17 protein-coding genes are annotated in these 19,682 nt (G+C 58.1%); 3 read left to right on the top strand and 14 right to left on the bottom strand.

All coding sequences use genetic code 11. The annotated features are described in order from the left end of the window. Positions 1–44 precede the first annotated feature (44 nt). From ETAA8_RS24300 to ETAA8_RS24235, 14 genes are all read right to left on the bottom strand, one after another. Positions 45–926, bottom strand: a complete 882-nt coding sequence (locus ETAA8_RS24300) for a class II aldolase/adducin family protein (protein ID WP_145094616.1) — start codon at positions 924–926, stop codon at positions 45–47. 47 nt (positions 927–973) lie between these two features. After that, positions 974–1,270, bottom strand: a complete 297-nt coding sequence (locus ETAA8_RS24295; protein ID WP_145094613.1) for a EutN/CcmL family microcompartment protein — start codon at positions 1,268–1,270, stop codon at positions 974–976. Between the two features lie 3 nt (positions 1,271–1,273). Then, complete coding sequence (locus ETAA8_RS24290; RefSeq protein WP_145094610.1) at positions 1,274–1,552, bottom strand: hypothetical protein; 279 nt, start codon at positions 1,550–1,552, stop codon at positions 1,274–1,276. 5 nt (positions 1,553–1,557) lie between these two features. Beyond that, the gene (locus ETAA8_RS24285; RefSeq protein WP_145094607.1) at positions 1,558–1,818 is read right to left on the bottom strand and encodes a EutN/CcmL family microcompartment protein; all 261 of its coding nucleotides are present in this window, start codon (positions 1,816–1,818) and stop codon (positions 1,558–1,560) included. A gap of 93 nt (positions 1,819–1,911) precedes the next feature. After that, the gene (locus ETAA8_RS24280) at positions 1,912–3,351 is read right to left on the bottom strand and encodes an aldehyde dehydrogenase family protein (protein WP_145094604.1); all 1,440 of its coding nucleotides are present in this window, start codon (positions 3,349–3,351) and stop codon (positions 1,912–1,914) included. Positions 3,352–3,403: 52 nt separating this feature from the next. After that, entirely contained in the window at positions 3,404–3,712 is a 309-nt protein-coding gene (locus tag ETAA8_RS24275) for a EutN/CcmL family microcompartment protein (RefSeq protein WP_145094601.1), read from the bottom strand. Between the two features lie 5 nt (positions 3,713–3,717). Further along, complete coding sequence (locus tag ETAA8_RS24270) at positions 3,718–4,917, bottom strand: acetate/propionate family kinase (protein WP_145094598.1); 1,200 nt, start codon at positions 4,915–4,917, stop codon at positions 3,718–3,720. A 62-nt stretch (positions 4,918–4,979) separates the two neighbouring features. Next, positions 4,980–5,246: a BMC domain-containing protein gene (locus ETAA8_RS24265; protein WP_145094595.1), complete on the bottom strand. Its 267-nt coding sequence runs from the start codon at positions 5,244–5,246 to the stop codon at positions 4,980–4,982. Positions 5,247–5,300: 54 nt separating this feature from the next. Beyond that, on the bottom strand, positions 5,301–5,600 hold the full coding sequence (locus ETAA8_RS24260) for a BMC domain-containing protein (RefSeq protein ID WP_145094592.1): 300 nt from the start codon (positions 5,598–5,600) through the stop codon (positions 5,301–5,303). Positions 5,601–5,684: 84 nt separating this feature from the next. After that, complete coding sequence (gene pduL, locus ETAA8_RS24255) at positions 5,685–6,404, bottom strand: phosphate propanoyltransferase (RefSeq protein ID WP_145094589.1); 720 nt, start codon at positions 6,402–6,404, stop codon at positions 5,685–5,687. Positions 6,405–6,416: 12 nt separating this feature from the next. Then, positions 6,417–7,286, bottom strand: coding sequence for a DeoR/GlpR family DNA-binding transcription regulator (locus tag ETAA8_RS24250; protein WP_238397558.1), 870 nt, complete (start codon positions 7,284–7,286; stop codon positions 6,417–6,419). Between the two features lie 244 nt (positions 7,287–7,530). Next, the gene (purN, locus tag ETAA8_RS24245) at positions 7,531–8,166 is read right to left on the bottom strand and encodes a phosphoribosylglycinamide formyltransferase (RefSeq protein ID WP_145094586.1); all 636 of its coding nucleotides are present in this window, start codon (positions 8,164–8,166) and stop codon (positions 7,531–7,533) included. 7 nt (positions 8,167–8,173) lie between these two features. Then, a complete protein-coding gene (gene ileS / locus ETAA8_RS24240; protein ID WP_145094583.1) occupies positions 8,174–11,542 on the bottom strand; it encodes an isoleucine--tRNA ligase in 3,369 nt (1,122 codons plus the stop codon). A 140-nt stretch (positions 11,543–11,682) separates the two neighbouring features. Next, entirely contained in the window at positions 11,683–12,219 is a 537-nt protein-coding gene (locus ETAA8_RS24235; RefSeq protein ID WP_145094580.1) for a hypothetical protein, read from the bottom strand. Between the two features lie 442 nt (positions 12,220–12,661). Here ETAA8_RS24235 and phoU point away from each other — a divergent pair, with 442 nt between their 5' ends. The 3 genes from phoU to ETAA8_RS24220 all read left to right on the top strand — a co-directional run bounded on the left by phoU (position 12,662) and on the right by ETAA8_RS24220 (position 19,656). Beyond that, positions 12,662–13,339, top strand: coding sequence for a phosphate signaling complex protein PhoU (phoU, locus tag ETAA8_RS24230; protein WP_145094577.1), 678 nt, complete (start codon positions 12,662–12,664; stop codon positions 13,337–13,339). A gap of 21 nt (positions 13,340–13,360) precedes the next feature. Continuing rightward, on the top strand, positions 13,361–14,080 hold the full coding sequence (locus ETAA8_RS24225; protein WP_145094574.1) for a response regulator: 720 nt from the start codon (positions 13,361–13,363) through the stop codon (positions 14,078–14,080). 245 nt (positions 14,081–14,325) lie between these two features. Beyond that, the gene (locus tag ETAA8_RS24220) at positions 14,326–19,656 is read left to right on the top strand and encodes a PVC-type heme-binding CxxCH protein (RefSeq protein WP_145094571.1); all 5,331 of its coding nucleotides are present in this window, start codon (positions 14,326–14,328) and stop codon (positions 19,654–19,656) included. Positions 19,657–19,682: the final 26 nt, after the last annotated feature.

The raw sequence follows: 19,682 nt of genomic DNA, 5'->3' as shown, positions 1-19,682 counted from the left end.
ACTAAGTAGCTCCCTCGCAGACGCGTCGGGCTACATAGGAACGACTACTTTCCGGCCGCCAGCGCTTCCATCACGCGTTCGGTAATCATCTTGATCAGCGCCTCTTGATCGCCGCCGGCAGGAGCAGCAGCGACTTCTTTTTTCACGGCTGCGGCGACGCTTGGACCCATTGCCGGCGGAGCTTCAAAGGCCTTCCGCTCGACGCCCGATTGCTTCCAACTGTCGCGGAAGATGTCGTTGGCGCAGATGTCGCAGTTTTTGTACTCGGGCGTATTGCGCGGATCGGACCAGCCCCACTTCTGCTTCAGGTCTAGCAGTTCGCGTTCCTTCGTCTCGTCGAAGTAGTTCACACGGCCCAGGCTCTTGGCCAGCATGAGCATGCGGCAATACGCGTCGAGGATTTCGGTCCACCAATAGGCCTGCTCGACATCGACTCCGTAACTGACCGTGCCGTGGTTGGCGAGGATGATGACGTTCGTCTTGCTGACGAACGGCAGCACGGTATCGGCGAAGGCCTGACCGCCGGGAGTTTCGTAAGTGGTGATCGGCACATCGCCGAGGAACACTTCGACTTCGGGCAGCACGCACTGCGGAATCGGTTCGCGGGCGATGGCGAACGCGGTGGCGTGTGGCGGATGGCAGTGGACGACGCTCTTTACGTCGGGCCGCTGCTTGTAAATTTCGAGGTGCAACAGCGCTTCGCTCGAACGCTTCTTGCGACCGGAGAGTTGCTTGCCGGTCATATCGACCAGCGAGATATCGTCCGGCTTGAGGAAGCCCTTGCTGTGCATGGTCGGCGTGCAAAGAACTTCGTTCTCGCCCACGCGAACCGTGATGTTGCCGTCGTTGGCGGCGGCAAAGCCCTTGTTGTACAGGCGGCGTCCGATCTCGCAGATGTCCTGCTTGATTTTGTGATGATTGAGCATGCGAGGAATCCTTAACGGTTCAAAGTTGTGTGCAGTTGGTTGAGCGGTTAGCGGAGCAGTTTTTGATCGATATCGACCTGGTCGAGAATCGCAGAAATATAGACGTCGATCGGTTTGTAGTTGGGGCGGAATGGTTGGGCCGCTTCAGCACCTTCGCTGATTGCGACCAGGCTGCCGATCCCGGCGCCGAGTTCGTCCCAGGCGACGATTTCGTCGGCCTGCGGATCAATGCCATCACGAAGTTCAGCGAGCGACAGCGGAACAATCAGCCGCAACCGAGCGCCTTGCATCGTGGGATGCTGAGTACTCATGGTGACGGTGCCCACAACTTTGGCGATGCGCATTGGTTAGCCCCTCGCCTGGTTGGTGGTGGATCGTTCCCAGGAAATGCCACGCTGTCGCAGTTCGTCTTTCACTGCAGGCGTGACCACGGCGCGCTGATCGACGATGAGGCGGCTGATGCCCTCCAGCCGGCCATGCAAGGTGCGCAGGGTGACGACCTTGTCGTTCAACTTCAATTCGTTCGACTTCTCCACCGGCGCAGCGGGCGACGCAGCCAGCAGTGGTCGCAGGCGGCGAACCACTTCAGCCACAATTCGGTCGATGTCGGCGGGGGATAAGTTCATTGCGATTAACTGTCTTGAATTCCGATGATCGACCAGCGAATCGGCGTCGATTCATCCTGCGTGATTTCGCGGACGTATTTACCGTCGCTGGTGATCATGACGACTTCTCCGCGACCAGCGCCGACTACATCAGCGGCAATCACAGGATCAGCGTCGGGGGTGCGGCCATCGGCCATCAACGGCTGCACGATGAGCATTTTCTGCCCTTTGAACGACGAGTGTCTCGCCGTTGCGATCGCGGTACCAATGACGAGGCCGAGTTGCATTTGGTGTTTTCTTCGTAGCGGAATTCGCCAGAATTCCGAACGCTCTCAAAGATGGAAGGATCTGAATTCTGGCGAATTCAGCTACATTCAAAACTACGACTTGGGACGACCGAGGATCCACAGATCTTCAATCAGCGAGCAGCGACGTTCGCGGGTGAAGGTGAGGGGAGTTGTCACGCCCTCGCCAGTCGGGCCAGCGATGGAGAATGACAAGTAGCCTTCACCACCAAGGCCCAGTGCTGCCATGCAAGGACCGTTCTTCACGAACAGCGTCGTATCGAGCAGCCGGCCCATGCGGGTCATGTTCTTGACGTTCTGGCTATGAATGATGCTGGTGTGGCGGAACCCATGTTCGTAGTGCTTGGCCTTCATGATCGCTTCGTCGACGTTTTTCACGCGAATGAACGGCACGAACGGCATCATTTGTTCCACAGGTACGAAGGGATTGCTTTCATCGGTCTCGCCAAACAGCAGGTCGGTCTTTTCGCCGATGCTCTTGCCGATCGCGCGGGCCAGCACCTTGGCGTCTTGACCGAGAAACTCCTTCGAAGGTCCGTCGTGCTTGTGCTCCCCTTCGCCGACCTTGATGATCGCCTTCTTGGTGAACTCGTCGACTTCCCGAGCATTCAAGCGGGCAGCACCGGCTCGTTCCATGGCAGCCATCATCTTGTCGAAGACAGACTCGACGACGAAGACTTCCTTCTCGGCAATGCAGAGCAGATTATTGTCGTACGCAGCACCGGTGATGATGCACCGGGCCGCGTTATCGAGATCAGCAGTCTCATCAACCACGACCGGCGGATTACCTGGTCCGGCAACAACCGCCCGCTTGCCCGAGCGAAGTGCCGCCCGACCGACGGCTGGGCCGCCCGTCACGCAGATCATGTTGATGTTGCGGTGGCTGAAAAGTTGATTCGCCGTTTCCAGCGTGGGCTCAACGATGACGCAGATCAGGTTGTCGATGCCCAGGTCGCGATAAATGGCTTCGTTAAAGCGACGCACACCTTCCGCGGCGACCTTCTTGCCACTGGGGTGCGGATTGACGACCACCGAGTTGCCCGAAGCGATCATGCTCACCGCATTGCCGGTGATGGTCGGCAGCGAGTGAGTCACGGGAGTAATCGCGCCGATCACACCGAACGGAGCATGCTCGATCACGGCCAGGCCATGATCGCCGCTGAAAACTTCGCTCCGCATGAACTCCACGCCCGGAGTCTTTTCACCCAGGGTCTTCAGCTTTTCGATCTTGTGATCGAGGCGGCCGACCTTGGTCTCGTTCATTTCCATCGTGCCGAGTTCGACGCACTGCTCGATTGAGATGCGGCGAATATGGCTGATGACGCGTTTGCGATCTTCGAGACTGCGTTCGCTCAATTGCTCAAAGGCATCGCGAGCGGCACCGACGGCCTCGTTCACATCGCTGAAGATGCCGTGACGGCCGGCGTACTTGGGGCCGGAGACGTGCGCCGTGCGGGCCACCTCGGAAAGGACCTGTGCGACCACGCTGCGAATGAGAGCTTCGTTGATTTGCATATAGCTTTGGTGAGTTGGTTAGGTGCGGGCGGTTATTCGCGTGAATCGTTCGCTAGTCCCGTGAATACACGGTGCCTTCATCCACTTGAACTTTGTCGACAATTCCCACCACGACGGCGTCGATGGGAAGTGTCTTGGTTTCTGGCGTCAAACGGGCGCTGGAACCTTGAGTCAAAATGACGTAATCGCCGATTCCCGCGCCGAGCGTATCGACCGCGACAAAGGTCCGTCCTGTGGTCGTCAGCGATTGGCGTTCTTTCGGCTCAATGCGATAAGGCTCGACGATGAGCAGTTTGAAGCCCACCATCGTGGCTACTTTCTGCGTCGAAATCAGACTGCCGGTGACTTTGGCGACGAACATGACAGTTACCCTTCGAACCGATTTTCGAGCACGTGTTTGGTCTGGCGGGCCACAATCAGTTCTTCGTTGGTGGGAATGACCCAAATCTGCGTCTTGCTGGCAGGCGTACTCAGGCAGCGTTCGGCAGAACCTTTGGTTGCGTTCAGGTTGCTATCGAGTTCAATGCCTAGGCCTTGCAGGTCGGCACAAACGCCCGCGCGAATGTTCGCCCCGTTCTCACCGATTCCTCCGGTGAAGACGATGGCGTCGGCTCCCCCGAGTTCGATCAGCATGCCGCCCAAATGCCGGCGGATCTCTGCGACGAACACATCGAGCGCCAGCCTGGCTCGTCCATTTCCTTGTGCAGCTGCTTCTTCCAAATCCCGCACATCGCCGCTGATGCCGGACAATCCCAGCAGGCCACTCTTCTCCGCCAGCGTATCGAGCACTTCATGCAGGCTCTTGCCTTCGGACTGCATGATGAGCGGAATCGCGAACGGATCGAAATCGCCCACACGGTTGTTGTGAGGCAAGCCCGTTTGCGGACTCATCCCCATCGTGGTTGCCACGCTTTGTTGGCCACGAATCGCGCACAGACTGTTCGAGCCACCAAGATGGCACGAAATGATCCGCAGGTCGTAGCGACCGAGCAACTGACTGGTCCGCTGGGCGATGTAACTATGGCTGGCTCCGTGAAAGCCCCACCGCTTGATGTGCAATCGATCGGCCCATTCATGAGGCACCGGATAGTGTCGCAGCCGATCGGCAATCGTGTTGTGAAAGCCAGTCTCGAACGCGGCGACGAGCGGTATCTCCGGCAGCTTTTCGCCGAGCAACCGCATGGCGCGGATATACGGCGGGTTATGAGCGGGAGCAATCAGATTCATCTCTTCCATCGCAGCGAGCACGTCGGGTGTCACTCGTTGCACACCACTCACGCGTCCTCCGTGCACGGCCTTGAAGCCGATGGCCGCCACTTCCTTCTCGCTCTGCAGGCAACCCTGCTGAGGATCGGTCAATTGCGCGAGGCATTGCCGCACCGCAACTGCGTGGTCGGGAACCGGAGCCTTCAATTCCTGCCGACGTCCTTGAATCTCGACAAAGCACGGGCTTTCTGCCGAGCCGATACGCTCGACACCACCGCGCGCGAGTTGTCGTTCGTCGGCCATGTCAAATAGCCGATACTTGAAACTCGTCGAGCCGAGATTGGCGACTAACACCTTCATTGCTGCAGTCTCCTCCTGAACGTCCTTGCTACTGCTGCCTCGATCCGCCACGAGCGAATCGACTACATGAACGCTTCGACCAGGCCTTCGGCTGGGCGAGGAATCACGTGGCTCCCCACGAGTTCGCCCACTTGCGAAGCAGCATGAGCGCCCGCTTCAACCGCAGCCCGCACGCTGCCGACGTCACCGGTGACGATGGTCGTAACCAGCGCGCCGCCGATGCCGATCCGCTTGACGATTTGCACGTTGGCGGCCTTCGCCATCGCGTCGGTCGCTTCGACCAGGCCGACGAGGCCCTTCGTTTCAATCAAACCAATTGCCGTATTCATGAACCGTTACCTGTCTGTTTGTGATGAATGTTCGAAAGCTTGCAGAGTCGGCCGTTACTTGGCAACTCGCTTGATCGATGGTGGCAACACGATGCCCAGGTCTTCGTGCGGGCGAGGAATCACATGCACGCTGACGACTTCGCCAATGCGGCCCGCAGCAGCAGCACCCGCATCGGTGGCGCTCTTCACAGCAGCCACGTCGCCCGTGACGAAGGCCGAAACCAGGCCGCTGCCGACCTTGTCCCAACCGACCAACTGCACGTTGGCAGCTTTGAGCATTGCGTCGGTTGCTTCGACCAGGGCAATGAAGCCCTTCGTCTCAATCATGCCGATCGCTTCTGAATTCTTAGCCATTGCAATCTCCGAAATAAAAAACGAACCGTTTCAATTGTCAACCAAAGAAGCCAATCACCGGAGTGATTTGATTTGTGAGTTAGCTCAGTGTTTGCACTTGCAGTCGTGAGCTTGAGGCTGCAGTTCCACCTTCGTGGCACCATCCAGGAAACAAGCGTTTCCTTCATCCGTGTCGATATGCACTTCGAGCTTGCTCGTCGCATCGGCCCGCACCAGCAGGTCTTCGAAAACCACCGTGCATTGCGGCGACTCGATCCGCAGCTTCATAAAGTCGCCGTTCTTCACGCCATAGCGCTCGGCGTCTTTGTTGTTCATGTGAACGTGGCGGGCAGCGCGAATCACACCTTCCTGCAATTCAACTACGCCCTTGGGGCCAACCAGCACGCAACCCGGTGTTCCCTTGATGTTGCCGCTATGTCGAACCGGAGCATCGATACCCAGCGAGATGCTGTCGGTGAAAGCTAATTCGACCTGGCTGTACGGTCGGGTCGGTCCCAGCACACGCACGTTCGGCAACATGCGACGGCGCGGACCAACGATCATCACCGTTTCGGCAGCCGCATAAAAACCGTCCTGATACAGATCCTTCTCAGGGGTCAGCTTAGCGCCGGGACCAAACAGCGTTTCGACATCGGCATCGCTCAGGTGGCAATGGCGGGCCGAAATGCTGACGATCAACTCGGGCACTTTGCCGGACGCAGCAGGAGCCGTTTCAGCGGCAGGAGATTTCGTCGCGCCCCCCAAAACGAGTTGGCGAACGATCTGTTCGACGACCGCGCGGTCAAGCGTAGGAGAGGTACTCATAGCGGCAAAATCTCAAGCAATATGCGTGGAGGATGAATTGGTTTCGGCCGTGGCATCGGGGCTCGCGGTTTCTGGGCTGGTCGTATCGCCCGACTCAGCAGCCAAGCGCACCACGGTGCCGGACTGGGCTAAAGTGTGTTGCCATTCGCGTGACAGTTCGTGATCGCTCACCAGCACATCGATCTTGTCGAGCGGGCACATCAGCGCCAGGCTGGTGTGGCCGAACTTCGTGCTGTCGGCAACCACAATGACTTGTTCCGCGGCGGCCATCATGGCTCGCTCGGTTTCGACCAGCAGCAGGTTGCTGTTGTAACAGCCTCGTTCGTTGATGCCGGCCACACTCAGTACCGCTCGTCGAGCGTTCAGCGACGCGAGCATTTGATTGGCATAAGGCCCAAGCGAAACGCCGGTCCGGGAATGGACATAGCCACCCACAAACACCAAATCGGCTTGATCGCTGGAAGTGAACAAGTTGGCAACCGGCAATGAATTGGTAACGACTTGCAACGGACGACCGACGAGCAATTGAGCCAGTTCATAGGTCGTGCTGCCGCCGTCGAGCAGAACAGTATCGTTGTCCTCGATCAGTCGGGCCGCAGCCGCAGCTATCCGCCGCTTCTTATCCCAATTCGAAGACTGACGTTGATCGAAGTGGGCCAGCTTGGGACTGGGGCCGGTGTAGAAGACGCCGCCATGCGTACGCCTTGCGACCCCGGTCTCTTCCAGAAAATCTAGGTCGCGGCGGACCGTCGATTCCGAGACTTGTAGCTGAGAAGCCAGCTCCGGCAACGACGCGAACCCGCGTTGTCGGATCAGCTCCGACAATCGGCCCCGGCGCTCGTCTGCTAGCAACTGCTTGATCAACCGTTCGTTTCCTTTCACCTGATTTACCTATTCTGCCCAACAGAGTGGTAGAAATCAAGCAACTGAATGAAAGAAATCTACCGATTGTGCGCGAAATCTGTCTCAGATTGCGGTTAGACAGGTAGAAAGGGCAAGCTATTATGCGCGACAAATTTCAAAATGCGAGCACTTGGAGGCATGGGAAAGCTGTATCGAGCGAAATTGTCGCCAGAATGCGACAGAATTCACGCAGAACCGGCTCCAGATTGCCAGGATCGCTGGATTAGCGGAGCCAGGAAATGCGGCGCCCCGTGGCGGAGATCTGTCCTGCGGCCAAGGCTCGCAGCACTGCCGGATAGGCTTCGCACTCGGCGGCGAAAACGCGGGCTTGCAGAGTCTCGGCAGTGTCGTCGTCACGAACCGGCACCGGCCATTGCCCGATGATCGGGCCATGGTCGTATTGATTGTCGACGAAGTGAACCGTGCAACCGGTGATCTTCGCGCCGTAATCAATCACAGCCTGATGAACCTTCAGCCCGTACATCCCTTGCCCACAAAAGGCCGGAATGAGCGAAGGGTGAATATTAATCACGCGATTCTCAAAGTCGGCCGGAATCGGGACGTGCTTCAAGAAGCCGGCCATCACCACATACTGGACACCGGCCGCACGGCAAGGTTCGAACATCGCCCGCTCATAGTCCGCAGGCGAGTCTTTCTTTTTCTTCTCGATCACCAGCGACTGAATCCCGGTATCAGCAGCGAATTGCAAACCCTTCGCAGTCGGGCTGCTCGAGATCACCAGCCGAAGATCAATCGGCAGTTCGTCGTGCTGTTGCCGCTCAATCAGGTTGCGCAGCGTCGTCCCACCGCCGGAGATCAGCACGGCAATGGGGAGCGGTGAAGTGAATGCGGCAGTCACAGCGGGTCTAAATCTTTTCCTTAACGCTCAATTGCAACTTGCCGGCACCAAGTTCGATCTCCGTCGAATGCTCATTGACGCCCTCGGTAAGTTCATCGCATAGCGTCTCATTGCGAATAAACTCACCATGCTCCTGAATTGCCTCAGATACTTCTGGGTCTTCGGCAGCAACGCGAATTGTAATTCGGGCGGTATATTCGAGTTGCAAATCCTTCCGGCGGTCTTGAATCGCGCGGACCAGATCGTTGGCGTAGCCTTCTCGCACTAGCTCCGGTGTGATCTCCGTCGACAGCACCACCACCACGCCGCGGCCTTGAGCGGCGGCCCAGCCCGGCTTGGCTTGCAAGCGAACTTGCAGGTCTTCGCCATCGAGCCTGATCGTCTCACTGCCAACCTTGAGATCGACGGTGCCGTTGGCGGTCATTTGCGCGAGCAACTCGCCACCATTGGCCGCACCGAGAACTTTTTTGCACTCGGGCAGCAACTTGCCAATGCGTGGGCCCAGCCGTTTGAAGTTGGGCTGAATCTGGTAGGTGATGTACTTGTTCGCGTCCTCGGCGTATTCGATCTGCTTAACGTTGAGTTCGTCGCGCAGCAGAGCGTCGTGCTGCTGCAGCCAAGCCTGGTGAGTCGCGGCCGAGAGAATCACTTCAACCTTTGCCAGCGGCTGGCGAACCTTCAACTTGTTGTCCATTCGCGCACTGCGGCCGAGTGAGGCAATTTCACGCAGCAGTTGCATGCGGGCAGAGAGCGTTTCATCGATGGCTGCGGCATCGGGCTCGGGATAATCGCACAGGTGAACCGATTCGAGTGCTCGCTCGCCGAAAACGCCGGTGAGATTTCGCCATAGCGTTTCCGACAGGAAGGGCGTGAACGGCGCGATCAGCTTGGCGGTCGTTAGTAGGCACTCGTACAGCGTCCAATAAGCATCGAGCTTCTCTTGCCCTTCCTTGTCACTCGACCAGAAGCGATCGCGGCTGCGGCGCACGTACCAATTCGACAGGCCGTCGACAAACGCATTGATCTGCTTGCAGGCTTCGAAGTTGTCGTAGGCGTCCATCCGCTCGATGACGGCCGCGAGGGTACGGTTCAACTCGCTCAAAATCCAGCGATCGAGTTCGCCTCGCTTCTTCACCGGCCGGTAACCCTTTCCCTTCGAGAGATCGGCCGTATTCGGCGCAACTCGCTGGCCAGGATCAAAGCCATCGATGTTCGAGTAGATGACAAAAAAGCTGTAGCAGTTCCACAGCCGCAGCAAGAACTCGGGGATGCTGTCCTTGATGGCCCGCTCGGCGTAACGGATCGTCGTCCACGGCGGCTGATTGGCGAAGAAGTACCAGCGCAGCGCATCTGCCCCGTACTTATCGAAGATCTCGCGCGGCTCGCGGTAGTTCCGCTTGCTCTTCGACATCTTCGTGCCGTCTTCACCCATCATCAGCCCAAGGACGATGCAGTTCTTGAACGGATGTGGGTACGGCTTCTCTGCCCCCGCCTCTCGTCCCTCGCCTCCCGTCCCCTTCCCAAACAGCAACGTACTGATCGCCAACTGGCTATAAAACCAACCACGCGTTTGATCGATGGCTTCGCTGATGAAATCCGCTGGGAATTGCTCAGCGAACTTGTCGACGCCCTGATGTGGATAGCCCCACTGGGCGAACGGCATCGCGCCGCTGTCGTACCAGCAGTCGATCACTTCGCTGACGCGGCGCATGTGCGCGCCCTTGGCGAACGGCGAGTCGTAGGTGATTTCGTCGATGTATGGCTTATGAACCTTCAAGTCATCGGGCAGCTTGGGATTGACCGCTTTGGCCTTATCCCAAACATCGGTCCCTTTGACGCCGGGCTTCTGCAGCAGTTCTTCGTAACTACCGACGGCTTCCATCTGCCCCGTTTGCTGGCAAACCCAGATCGGCAGCGGCGTGCCCCAGTAACGTTCGCGTGAAAGTGCCCAGTCGACATTCGACTCCAAGAAGTTGCCGAAGCGACCATCCTTGATGTGCTCGGGCAACCAGTTGATCTGCTGGTTATTTGCCAGCATTTCGTCTTTGAACTGCGTCGTCTTCACGAACCAACTGCGCCGCGGATATTGAATCAGCGGATCCTGATCCGCCCGCCAGCAAAACGGATAGTCGTGCAGATATTGCTCTTGGTGATAGAGCAGGCCCTTTGCCTTGAGCTCGCGCTGGATGTCTTTATCGCAATCCTTCACCCAGCGGCCTTCGTACTCGGGCGCATCCTTGGTGAACTTGCCGTCGGGTCCGACGGCGCAGATCAAATGCGGGCCCTGTCCCGCTTCGAACTTGGCTTGTTCAGCGACGAGTACATCAAAGTCGACTTCGCCGAAGGCGGGAGCTTGATGGACAACGCCAGAACCGCTGTCGGTGGTTACAAAGTCGGCTGCGACAACGCGCCAAGCAACCGGCAGCTTGCCACCATCTTTCAGTTTGCCCGTTTCGTTGCCGTGAGCTTGATAGTAATAGTCATACGGCGGCACATATCGCTTACCAAGCAACGTGCTTCCCTTGCTGGTGCTCTCAACTGTCAATTCTCGCTTGATCTTCCCCGCAAGCGTTTCCACGAGGGCCGCAGCAATGATAAGCCGCTGGCCGGTTTGGCTATCGACTACGGTGGCATAATCCAAATCCGGATGCACGGCCGCAAACTGATTACTCGGCAAAGTCCAGGGCGTCGTCGTCCAGACGAGCAGCGATGTATCGGTCTTCTGGTCGGCATCGTCCAGCAGCGGAAAGAGGACATACACGCTCGGGTCGGCCACTTCACGATAGCCTTGGCCCACTTCGCCTGAAGAGAGCGCGGTGCCACCCTGGGCCCACCACCAGACAATCTTGTGACCTTGATAGAGCAGGCCGCGGTCGTACAGGTTCTTCAGCGACCACCAGACGCTCTCGACGAACGATTGGTGATAGGTGACGTAAGCCTCTTTGAGATTGACCCAAAAGCCGAGGCGTTCGGTGAGTCGTTCCCACTCCTGCATGTACCGCCAGACACTCTCCTGGCAGCGATGGATGAAGGGCTCGACGCCGTAGTTTTCAATCTCCTCTTTGCTGTGGATGCCCAACTCTTTGCAGACTTCAACTTCGACCGGCAGGCCGTGCGTATCCCAGCCTGCTTTGCGTTCGCAGAAGTAGCCCCGCATGGTGCGGTAGCGGGGAAAGAGGTCTTTGATGGCCCGCGTCAGGCAGTGCCCGGGATGAGGCATGCCGTTGGCCGTGGGCGGACCTTCAAAGAAGACGAACTTTTTGCTGCCACGGCGGCGCTCGAGCGATTTCTCATAGATCGCCTGTTCTTTCCAGAACGCGAGGACTTCCTCTTCCATGCGGGGAAACGGCGCGCTGGCCGGCACAGGCTGAAACATGGTCGTCGCGAAGCTCCGATAGCGGGCAGATGTGTCCTAATCGTTCGGGAGGGCGAGGCTCCGGCCGAGCCGCGATTTTCCACCGGAATCGGCTCAACACGAGCTTCGTCCCCCGCTCAGTTTGCTAAGGCGAAAGCAAACTATTCGTCGTCGTCCAGATCCAAATCTTCATCGTCCTCATCTTCATCCTTGGCCTTGCCTTTGCCCTTCCCCTTGGCTTTACCTTTTCCCTTGGCGGGTTTCTCTTCGTCCGCCGGAGGAGCATCGGGATCTTCGGGGAGCACTGGCTCTTCGGGCTCTTCGTCTTCGTCGACAAAGTCGCCACCGATGGGGATTTCGACATCGTCGGCAGCCAGGTCGTCGTCCGAGACCTCTTCCAGGTCGGCCAGGTCGTACTCGTCTTCGAGTTCTTCTTCGAAGTCGTCGTCGAACTCGTCGTCAAAATCCTCTTCGTCGAAGTCGTCAATCTCGCCAGCTTCTTCTTCGTCAGCCATCACAATCGACGGCAAGCCTGGAAACGAAGTCGCCTCCCAAGTGAGAGGCTGATCGCCCTCGCTGGGTTCAGTGGCAGGATCACAAACCAGGGTATCGCTGGAATTCAGGTCGCCCGAAGTTAGATCGTCAATCACGGCAAAGTGGGGGGCCGTGATGGTGCTGGCGGAGTGATCGATGCGCATGGTGGTTGCGTAAGAGGACAATAAGTAGGGAAAGGCGTGATCGTCCACGATGCGCCAAACTACCCTAGTTATCCGAGCCATGGGCGTTTGTCAACGACTGGCTGCTGGCACTGACCCCGCCAATGGCGACGTAAGTCGGGAAAGCCTGGCCCTCGATTTCAACGTAATTGTCCAACGAAAGCCCGATTGTTGGACACCACCTGCCCGCCAAACCCGAGAGTTGCGCTCGGTACTGTCCAACAATGGCCCGCATTGTTGGACACCCCCCTTTTGCGGCTGGCAAAACTTGCGCTGCGAAGTCGCGGTAAGGCACGCAGGGCCAATAGCCACTTTGGCGGGGGGATGGGCTTCACCGTTTCTTCATCGTATCTTCACGAGTAACCTCTCTGCTTGCGTCAAACTTCTCTACGCCCTGAGGGTGAACCGCCCGCTTGGAAAATCCATGAGCAAACATCTACAACGCGACATCGACGGACTCATCAACGAGCTCTTGACCATTTCGTCGATGGTGGAAGAAATGATCGACCGGGCAACCCAGGCCCTCAGCGAACGCCGCTTCGACCTCGCCGACCAGGTCATCAGCAGCGACGAATTCGTCGACCAGCACGAAGTGCACTTGGAAGAAGAGTGCCTGAAGATGCTGGCGCTCCACCAGCCGGTGGCGATCGACCTGCGTCGCATCGCGACCGTGCTCAAGATCAATGCCGACCTGGAACGAATCGCCGACCTGGCCGTGAGCATTGCGAATCGTGCCCGCGCCATCAGCGAGCATCCAGCCTTCATCGTCCCCGATCGCTTGCCGAAGATGGTTGTCCTTGCGACCCAGATGGTGCGCGGCGCGATGGATTCGTTCGTGAATCTCGACTCGCACGCAGCCCGCCGCATTCTGGCCATGGATCAGCAGGTCGACCAATACAACTGCGACATCATTGACGAATTACAGTCCCGCATGCAGAAGCAGCCCGACATGGTCGCGGCCTCGCTGCATTGTTTTTCCGGCGTCCGACATTTGGAACGCATTGCCGATCACGCCACCAACATCGCCGAAGATGTGATCTATCTGGTGGAAGGTGACATCGTGCGGCATCGCCACGCCAAACTTTCGGAATCGCCTTCCTGACACTGCCCTTAAGGCGCGCTTATGGCCAAGACCAAGATTCTGGTAATTGAAGACGACCGTTCGCTCAGCGAAGTGCTGACCTACAACTTGAAGCAAGCCGGTTACGACGTTCTCGCGGCTTCCGACGGTCAAGATGGACTGCTGCAAGCGCAGCTCAAATCGCCCGATATCATCCTGCTCGATTTGATGCTTCCCGTTGTCGACGGGCTCGACGTTTGCCGCCGCTTGCGAGCCGATGCCGCGACGCGAGAAACCCTCATCGTCATGCTCACCGCCAAAGCAGAAGAGTCCGACGAACTGATCGGCTTCTCACTCGGTGCCGACGATTACGTAACCAAGCCCTTCAGCGTGAAGGTGTTGCTGGAACGGATCAAGGCGCTCCGTCGCCGACGAATGGGGGATGGCATTCCCGACGAAATCACCAAGCGCCAAGGGGTGACAGTCAATCGCCGCCGCCACCAAGCTTCGATCGACGATCAGCCTTTGCCCCTCACGCGCAGCGAGTTCCGCCTTCTCGATACGCTCATTCGCCAGCCTGGCCGCGTGTTCGATCGGACTGAACTGATCGACGCCGCCCTCGGCGAAGACACGATGGTGATGGAACGAACGATCGACGTCCACATTCGTGCCCTCCGCCGAAAACTCGGCAACTACGCCGACGTGATCGAAACCGTTCGCGGCGTCGGTTATCGCTTCCGCGATCACGACCCCGCCAACGTCGTCAGCGAAGATGTCGAGTAATCGCTAAGTGCCACTCGTTCCTAAGTAGCCCGACGCGTCAGCGAGGGAGCTATTCTGAAGTCACGTTCTGCTGCAGCGAACCGTTATCTCAATTTCTCCTCAATTACGTTTCGGGCTACCTGAAGGGCGCAGGCATCGCCGTACGAGCCCGCTCCTTGATTGACTTCACCGCTGGGCCACCGAGAATAGACCTGTTCTGGCAACAGGCCTCTCTTTTCGTGCCCGCGAGTAAGTGATCTTCTCTCATGCGTATCCGTCTTCGCTGGTCCGGTCTCCTCGTTGCGTCCTGGTTAATTTTCGCTTGTGCCTCGCTAGCGCAAGACAAACCCAACCTGTTCAACGAGCCGCTCGAGAAGCCGGGCGTCATTCCCGTTGGCGAAGATGGCCAGCCGCTGAATCTCAGTTTCGAAGATGGCACGCTGAAAGATTGGACCGCCACCGGCGACGCGTTCAACGGCCAGCCCATCAAGGGGGAGATCGATCCGAAGCGTCCCTACGGCGTCGGCAAGAAGGCGGATCACACCGGCCAATATTGGATCGGCACGTTCGAAAAACTGCTCGACAAACCGAAGGGGACGCTCAGTTCAAAACCCTTCAAAGTGACGGAGCCTTTCGCCAGTTTCTTGCTCGCCGGCGGCAATCATCCGGAAACAAGGCTGGAGTTGGTTCTTCTACCCGATCCCGCGGTCAAGGATTCCCAAGAGCGAGTCATCAGCACGTCGCGCGGCACGAATACCGAAAGCCTGCGCCCGATGGTGGTCGATCTGACGCCGCACCTCGGCAAGCTAATCTACATTCGCCTCGTCGACGATCACTCCGGAGGCTGGGGACACATTAACTTCGACGATTTTCGTCTGCATGCCGCGCGGCCCAAGTTTCGCGAAGCTCCGCGCGGGCCGGTGAACGTTCCCAACACTTCCGCGCCGGCGCTGGAGCAGTTGTATCCGCACGCGGGGCTCACTGCCGCGGAAGCCGTCAAGCAGATGCAGGTTCCCCCAGGCTTCAAAGTCGAAGTCGGGGCATCCGAGCCCGACGTGAATCAGCCCATTGCCATGGCCATTGATGACCGCGGGCGAGTCTGGATCGCTGAAGCGTACGAATACCCGGTCCGTGCGCCCGAAGGGAAAGGCCGCGACCGGATACTCATTTTCGAAGATACCGACCTCAACGGCTCGCTTGATAAGCGGACCATCTTTGCCGAGAAGTTGAACCTCGTCAGCGGCATGGAACTCGGCTTCGGCGGTGTTTGGGTCGGTGCTGCTCCTTACCTCCTCTTCATTCCCGACAAGAACGGCGACGACGTCCCCGACAGCGAGCCGCAGATTCTGCTCGATGGCTGGGGCCAAGAAGATACGCACGAAACGCTCAACAGTTTTATCTGGGGCCCCGATGGCTGGCTGTATGGCTGCCACGGTGTCTTCACGCACAGCCTCGTCGGCAAACCGGGGACGCCGAAGGACAAACGCGTTCCGCTCAACGCCGGCGTGTGGCGTTATCATCCCACGCGTCATGAGTTCGAGGTTTTCGCCCACGGCACGAGCAATCCGTGGGGGCTCGACTTCAACGAGCAAGGGCAGGCCTTCGTTACCGCCTGCGTCATTCCTCACCTCTATCACATCATTCCCGGTGCTCGTTACCAGCGACAAGCGGGGCAGCACTTCAACCCGCACACTTACGACGACATCAAGACGATTGCCGTCCATCGGCACTACGTCGGCAATCAGTGGAACACCGACAACCGGCGGCAGTCGGATGAACTCGGCGGTGGTCATGCCCACGCCGGGGCGATGATCTATCTCGGCGGGAGTTGGCCGGAAAAGTATCGCAACCAGATTATCATGAACAACATCCACGGCAACCGGATGAACGTCGACCTGCTCACGCAGAAGGGGAGCGGCTATGAAGGAAACTTTGCTCCCGACTTTCTCTTCACCCGCGACCAATGGTCGCAGATGCTCTACATGACCTACGGCCCCGATGGCCAGGTCTGGGTCATCGACTGGTACGACCGCAACCAATGCCACCACAAGAACACCGAAGGGCACGACCGCACGAACGGCCGGATCTATCGAATTAGTTACAACGACGCGAAGCCGGTGAAAGTGGACTTGCAGAAGTGTACGGACGAAGAGTTAACCGCCTATCTGACAAATCCCAATCAGTGGTATCAGCGGCATGCGCAGCGAATTCTGCAGGAACGCTATTACTTGCGTGGCAGGTCGGAACCGAACGTACGTCCGATCGACGGCGATCTCAGCGCTCGCGACGCAGTCGCGAAACTGGCGTTGCAATCTGAAAATGAATCGCATGCGCTGCGAGGCCTATGGACACTCCGGTTGACGGGAGGGCTGACCAAGGAGTTGGGATTGAAACTCCTTTCGCACCCGAGCGCAGCGGTGCGGGGATGGACCATTCGTCTGCAGTCGGAACGGGCAGGCACCTTCGATCACGAAGATTTAGGCCCTCGTTGGCTGGAACTCGCTAAGGAACAGCCTGGTTCGCGGACCGTGCGTTTGGAGTTGGCATCTGCTGCCAAGCGAATGGATTGGCAACTTACTCTGCCGCTTGTCGAAGCCCTGCTGACTCACGGCGAAGACGCCACTGACCACAACTTGCCGCTCATGTATTGGTATGGGCTTGAACAACGGACAGTTGTCGACGAACAACGCGTGCTGGCGATTGCGATGGGGGCCCGAGATCGGTTTCCCAAAATCGCCGACTATATGGTTCGTCGTCTAGGTAGCACGCCCGAGAAATCACTCGAGCTACTGCTTACCGGTTTGGGTTCGACAGACGACGCGGGCCGACAACTGGCCTTTCTGCGAGGCTTGAATGTGGCGTTGCAGGGGCGTGGAAAAGTTGTCCCTCCGGAGATTTGGAAAACGGTTGCAGCCAAACTAGCGAACGTGTCAGACCCTGATTTGAAGCGACAGACGACCATTCTCGCTTTGACTTTTGGAGATGCCGCCGCCGCTATTTCGCTCCGTAGAATAGCTGCGGATCCAAGCCACCGGCTCGCAGAACGACAAGCCGCATTAGCCGCCCTACTAAGTGTGAAAGACGACGAGTTGGGCCCCATGCTGGCCGCCCTGCTGACCGATCCGGCCATGCGCGCCGTGGCCATTCGAGGACTGGCCACGCTCGATGATCCGAAGACTCCTGCTCGCTTGCTCGATGTCTACGACAAGTTCTCCGTCGACGAGCGGCGCGACGTTTTAGCCACGCTCTGCAGTCGCGCGTCATTCGCCAAAGAACTTCTGTCGGCCATCGAAGCCAAGCGAGTCCCTGCCAATCATCTCACTGCTGATCTGGTCGTGAATCTGCGGAATCTGAAAGATGCCGGGCTGCAAGCGCAGCTCGAGAAAGTTTGGGGTTCGTCGCGCGAGACGGCTGCTGATAAGGCGCTGCTGATTACGCAGTACAAGAGTCTGCTCGCTTCGCCGCCGGCCATTGCGCACGACGTGCAGCTTGGTCGCGCGGTCTTTGCCCGCACTTGTCAGCAGTGTCATACGCTGTTCGGCACTGGTGGCAAGGTCGGTCCCGATCTCACGGGTTCGAACCGGGCGAATCTCGATTATCTGCTGAGCAACGTGATCGACCCGAGCGCGGTCATGGCGAAGGAATACCAACCGACAGTGTTGTTACTGAGCAACGGCCGAGTGGTGACCGGCATTCTCAAAGAAGAGAACGACGCGACGGTTACCGTGCAACTCCCAACCGAATTGCTGACCATTGCCAAGAGCGAAATCGAAGAGCGGAAGATCAGCGCGAACTCGATGATGCCCGACGATCTGCTGCGGCCTCTTTCGCAGCATGAATCGCGGTCGCTGGTCGCCTATCTGGCAAGTAGCGGGCAAGTGCCGCAATTGGCGAACAACGACACGGCCGGTTCCATCTTCAACGGCAAAGATCTCTCAGGCTGGATCAGCGGTGACATGAGCCTATGGAGTGTCGAAGATGGCGAGATCGTCGGCCGCACTACGGGCCTCAAGCGAAATCATTGGCTCACGAGTCAGTATTCGCTGCGTGATTTTCGCTTCTCCGTCGACGTGAAGCTGGCAAGGAACGAAGGGAACAGCGGCATTCAGTTCCGTAGCGAGCCCATCGCCAATGGCGAGGTGAAGGGATACCAGGCTGATATTGGCGCAGGTTGGTGGGGCAAGTTGTACGAGGAACATGGCCGCGCACTCTTGTGGAAAGAGAGCGGCGAAAAGCACGTGAAACTCGGTGATTGGAACAAGTACGAGATTCTCGCTGTTGGCAGTCGCGTGCAGACGTGGATCAATGGCCAGAAGTGCGTCGATCTCGATGATCCGACTGGTTCGCGGCAAGGCGTCATCGCGCTGCAATTGCATTCCGGCGGCGCGACCGAAGTTCGCTACAAGAATTTTCAGGTCAGCATTCCAACCGGCAGCCAGCTCGCGGTGGGCTATCCTGCATCGAAGCCAAATCCGGCAGGAAAATTAGCGGGCAAAATCACCTTCAAGAAGACCACGCTCGATCAGCGCTTCCGCAGCGAAGGGGTCGCGATGGGTGATTTCAACAACGATGGCAAACTGGATATCGCCGCCGGCAGCGTGTGGTATGAAGCACCGGGTAGTCCCGGCGACAAATCTGGCTGGAAGATGCACGCGATCACCCCCCAGCCCAACGAGTTCAACATCAAGACGTACGGCGATACGTTCTGCAATTGGGCGGAGGATTTTAATGGCGACGGCCGGCAGGATTTGCTGGTCGTCGATTTTCCCGGCAAGCCGACCTGGTGGTTCGAGAATCCCGGCAACACCGATACTCCCTGGCCGAAGCATCGCGCGGTCCCCGTCACCAACAACGAGAGCCCGCAATATGCGGACGTCGATGGTGACGGCCAGCGCGAGTTGATCTTCGGCGAAGCCTCCGGCAAGTTAGCCCTGGCTCGTCCCGCCAAACAGCCCAATCTCGATTGGCGGATTCAACCGATCGCGGCCGAAGCGAATCCGAACATTCAAAAGTTTTATCACGGGCTCGGTGTCGGCGACTTGAACAAGGACGGTAAGCTCGACCTCTTCACGCCGAATGCCTGGTTCGCGCAGCCTGCGGACAAAGCAACGGCCGAGAAAGAGCCGTGGCAACGAACCGACGTCAAGCTCGGCCCTGCGCAGGCTCACATGTATGCTTACGACTTCGACGGCGATGGGGACGCCGACATTGTCGGCACCAGCGCGCACCGCACGGGCATCTGGTGGTACGAGCAGACGGATAAAGGTTTCGTGCAGCACGAAATTGAGAACAAGCTCGCGCAGACGCACGCACTCATTCTTGCCGATATCAACGGCGACGGGCTTCCTGACCTCGTGACGGGCAAGCGGTTTTATGCGCACAATGGCAACGACCCAGGGGAAGACGAGCCGCCGGTCATCGCCTGGTATGAGCTAAGTCGCGATGCGGGCCAACCCAAGTGGACGCGGCACGAAATCGACGACAACAGCGGCGTCGGCACGCAATTCGAAGTTCACGATATGAACGGCGATGGCTGGCTCGATGTGATCGTCGCGAATAAACGAGGCGTGTTTTACTTGGAACAAGTACGCGAGTAAGTAGTACGTTTTTTTGTAAAAATGTC

Origin of the sequence: Anatilimnocola aggregata (assembly GCF_007747655.1) — a bacterium.
Classification (GTDB): Bacteria; Planctomycetota; Planctomycetia; order Pirellulales; family Pirellulaceae; genus Anatilimnocola; species Anatilimnocola aggregata.
The sequence above is the reverse complement of the archived record's forward strand: the minus strand, read 5'-3'. Positions and strand labels throughout refer to the sequence as shown.

What these genes read in the sequence shown, in the direction of transcription:
- ETAA8_RS24265 (WP_145094595.1), bottom strand. Translation starts at nt 5,246, where the DNA reads ATGAATACGGCAATTGGTTTGATTGAAACGAAGGGCCTCGTCGGCCTG.
- ETAA8_RS24235 (WP_145094580.1), bottom strand. Translation starts at nt 12,219, where the DNA reads ATGCGCATCGATCACTCCGCCAGCACCATCACGGCCCCCCACTTTGCC.
- ETAA8_RS24280 (WP_145094604.1), bottom strand. Translation starts at nt 3,351, where the DNA reads ATGCAAATCAACGAAGCTCTCATTCGCAGCGTGGTCGCACAGGTCCTT.
- pduL (WP_145094589.1), bottom strand. Translation starts at nt 6,404, where the DNA reads ATGAGTACCTCTCCTACGCTTGACCGCGCGGTCGTCGAACAGATCGTT.
- ETAA8_RS24260 (WP_145094592.1), bottom strand. Translation starts at nt 5,600, where the DNA reads ATGGCTAAGAATTCAGAAGCGATCGGCATGATTGAGACGAAGGGCTTC.
- ETAA8_RS24290 (WP_145094610.1), bottom strand. Translation starts at nt 1,552, where the DNA reads ATGAACTTATCCCCCGCCGACATCGACCGAATTGTGGCTGAAGTGGTT.
- ETAA8_RS24220 (WP_145094571.1), top strand. Translation starts at nt 14,326, where the DNA reads ATGCGTATCCGTCTTCGCTGGTCCGGTCTCCTCGTTGCGTCCTGGTTA.
- ETAA8_RS24295 (WP_145094613.1), bottom strand. Translation starts at nt 1,270, where the DNA reads ATGCGCATCGCCAAAGTTGTGGGCACCGTCACCATGAGTACTCAGCAT.
- ileS (WP_145094583.1), bottom strand. Translation starts at nt 11,542, where the DNA reads ATGTTTCAGCCTGTGCCGGCCAGCGCGCCGTTTCCCCGCATGGAAGAG.
- ETAA8_RS24275 (WP_145094601.1), bottom strand. Translation starts at nt 3,712, where the DNA reads ATGTTCGTCGCCAAAGTCACCGGCAGTCTGATTTCGACGCAGAAAGTA.
- phoU (WP_145094577.1), top strand. Translation starts at nt 12,662, where the DNA reads ATGAGCAAACATCTACAACGCGACATCGACGGACTCATCAACGAGCTC.
- ETAA8_RS24225 (WP_145094574.1), top strand. Translation starts at nt 13,361, where the DNA reads ATGGCCAAGACCAAGATTCTGGTAATTGAAGACGACCGTTCGCTCAGC.
- ETAA8_RS24270 (WP_145094598.1), bottom strand. Translation starts at nt 4,917, where the DNA reads ATGAAGGTGTTAGTCGCCAATCTCGGCTCGACGAGTTTCAAGTATCGG.
- ETAA8_RS24285 (WP_145094607.1), bottom strand. Translation starts at nt 1,818, where the DNA reads ATGCAACTCGGCCTCGTCATTGGTACCGCGATCGCAACGGCGAGACAC.
- ETAA8_RS24300 (WP_145094616.1), bottom strand. Translation starts at nt 926, where the DNA reads ATGCTCAATCATCACAAAATCAAGCAGGACATCTGCGAGATCGGACGC.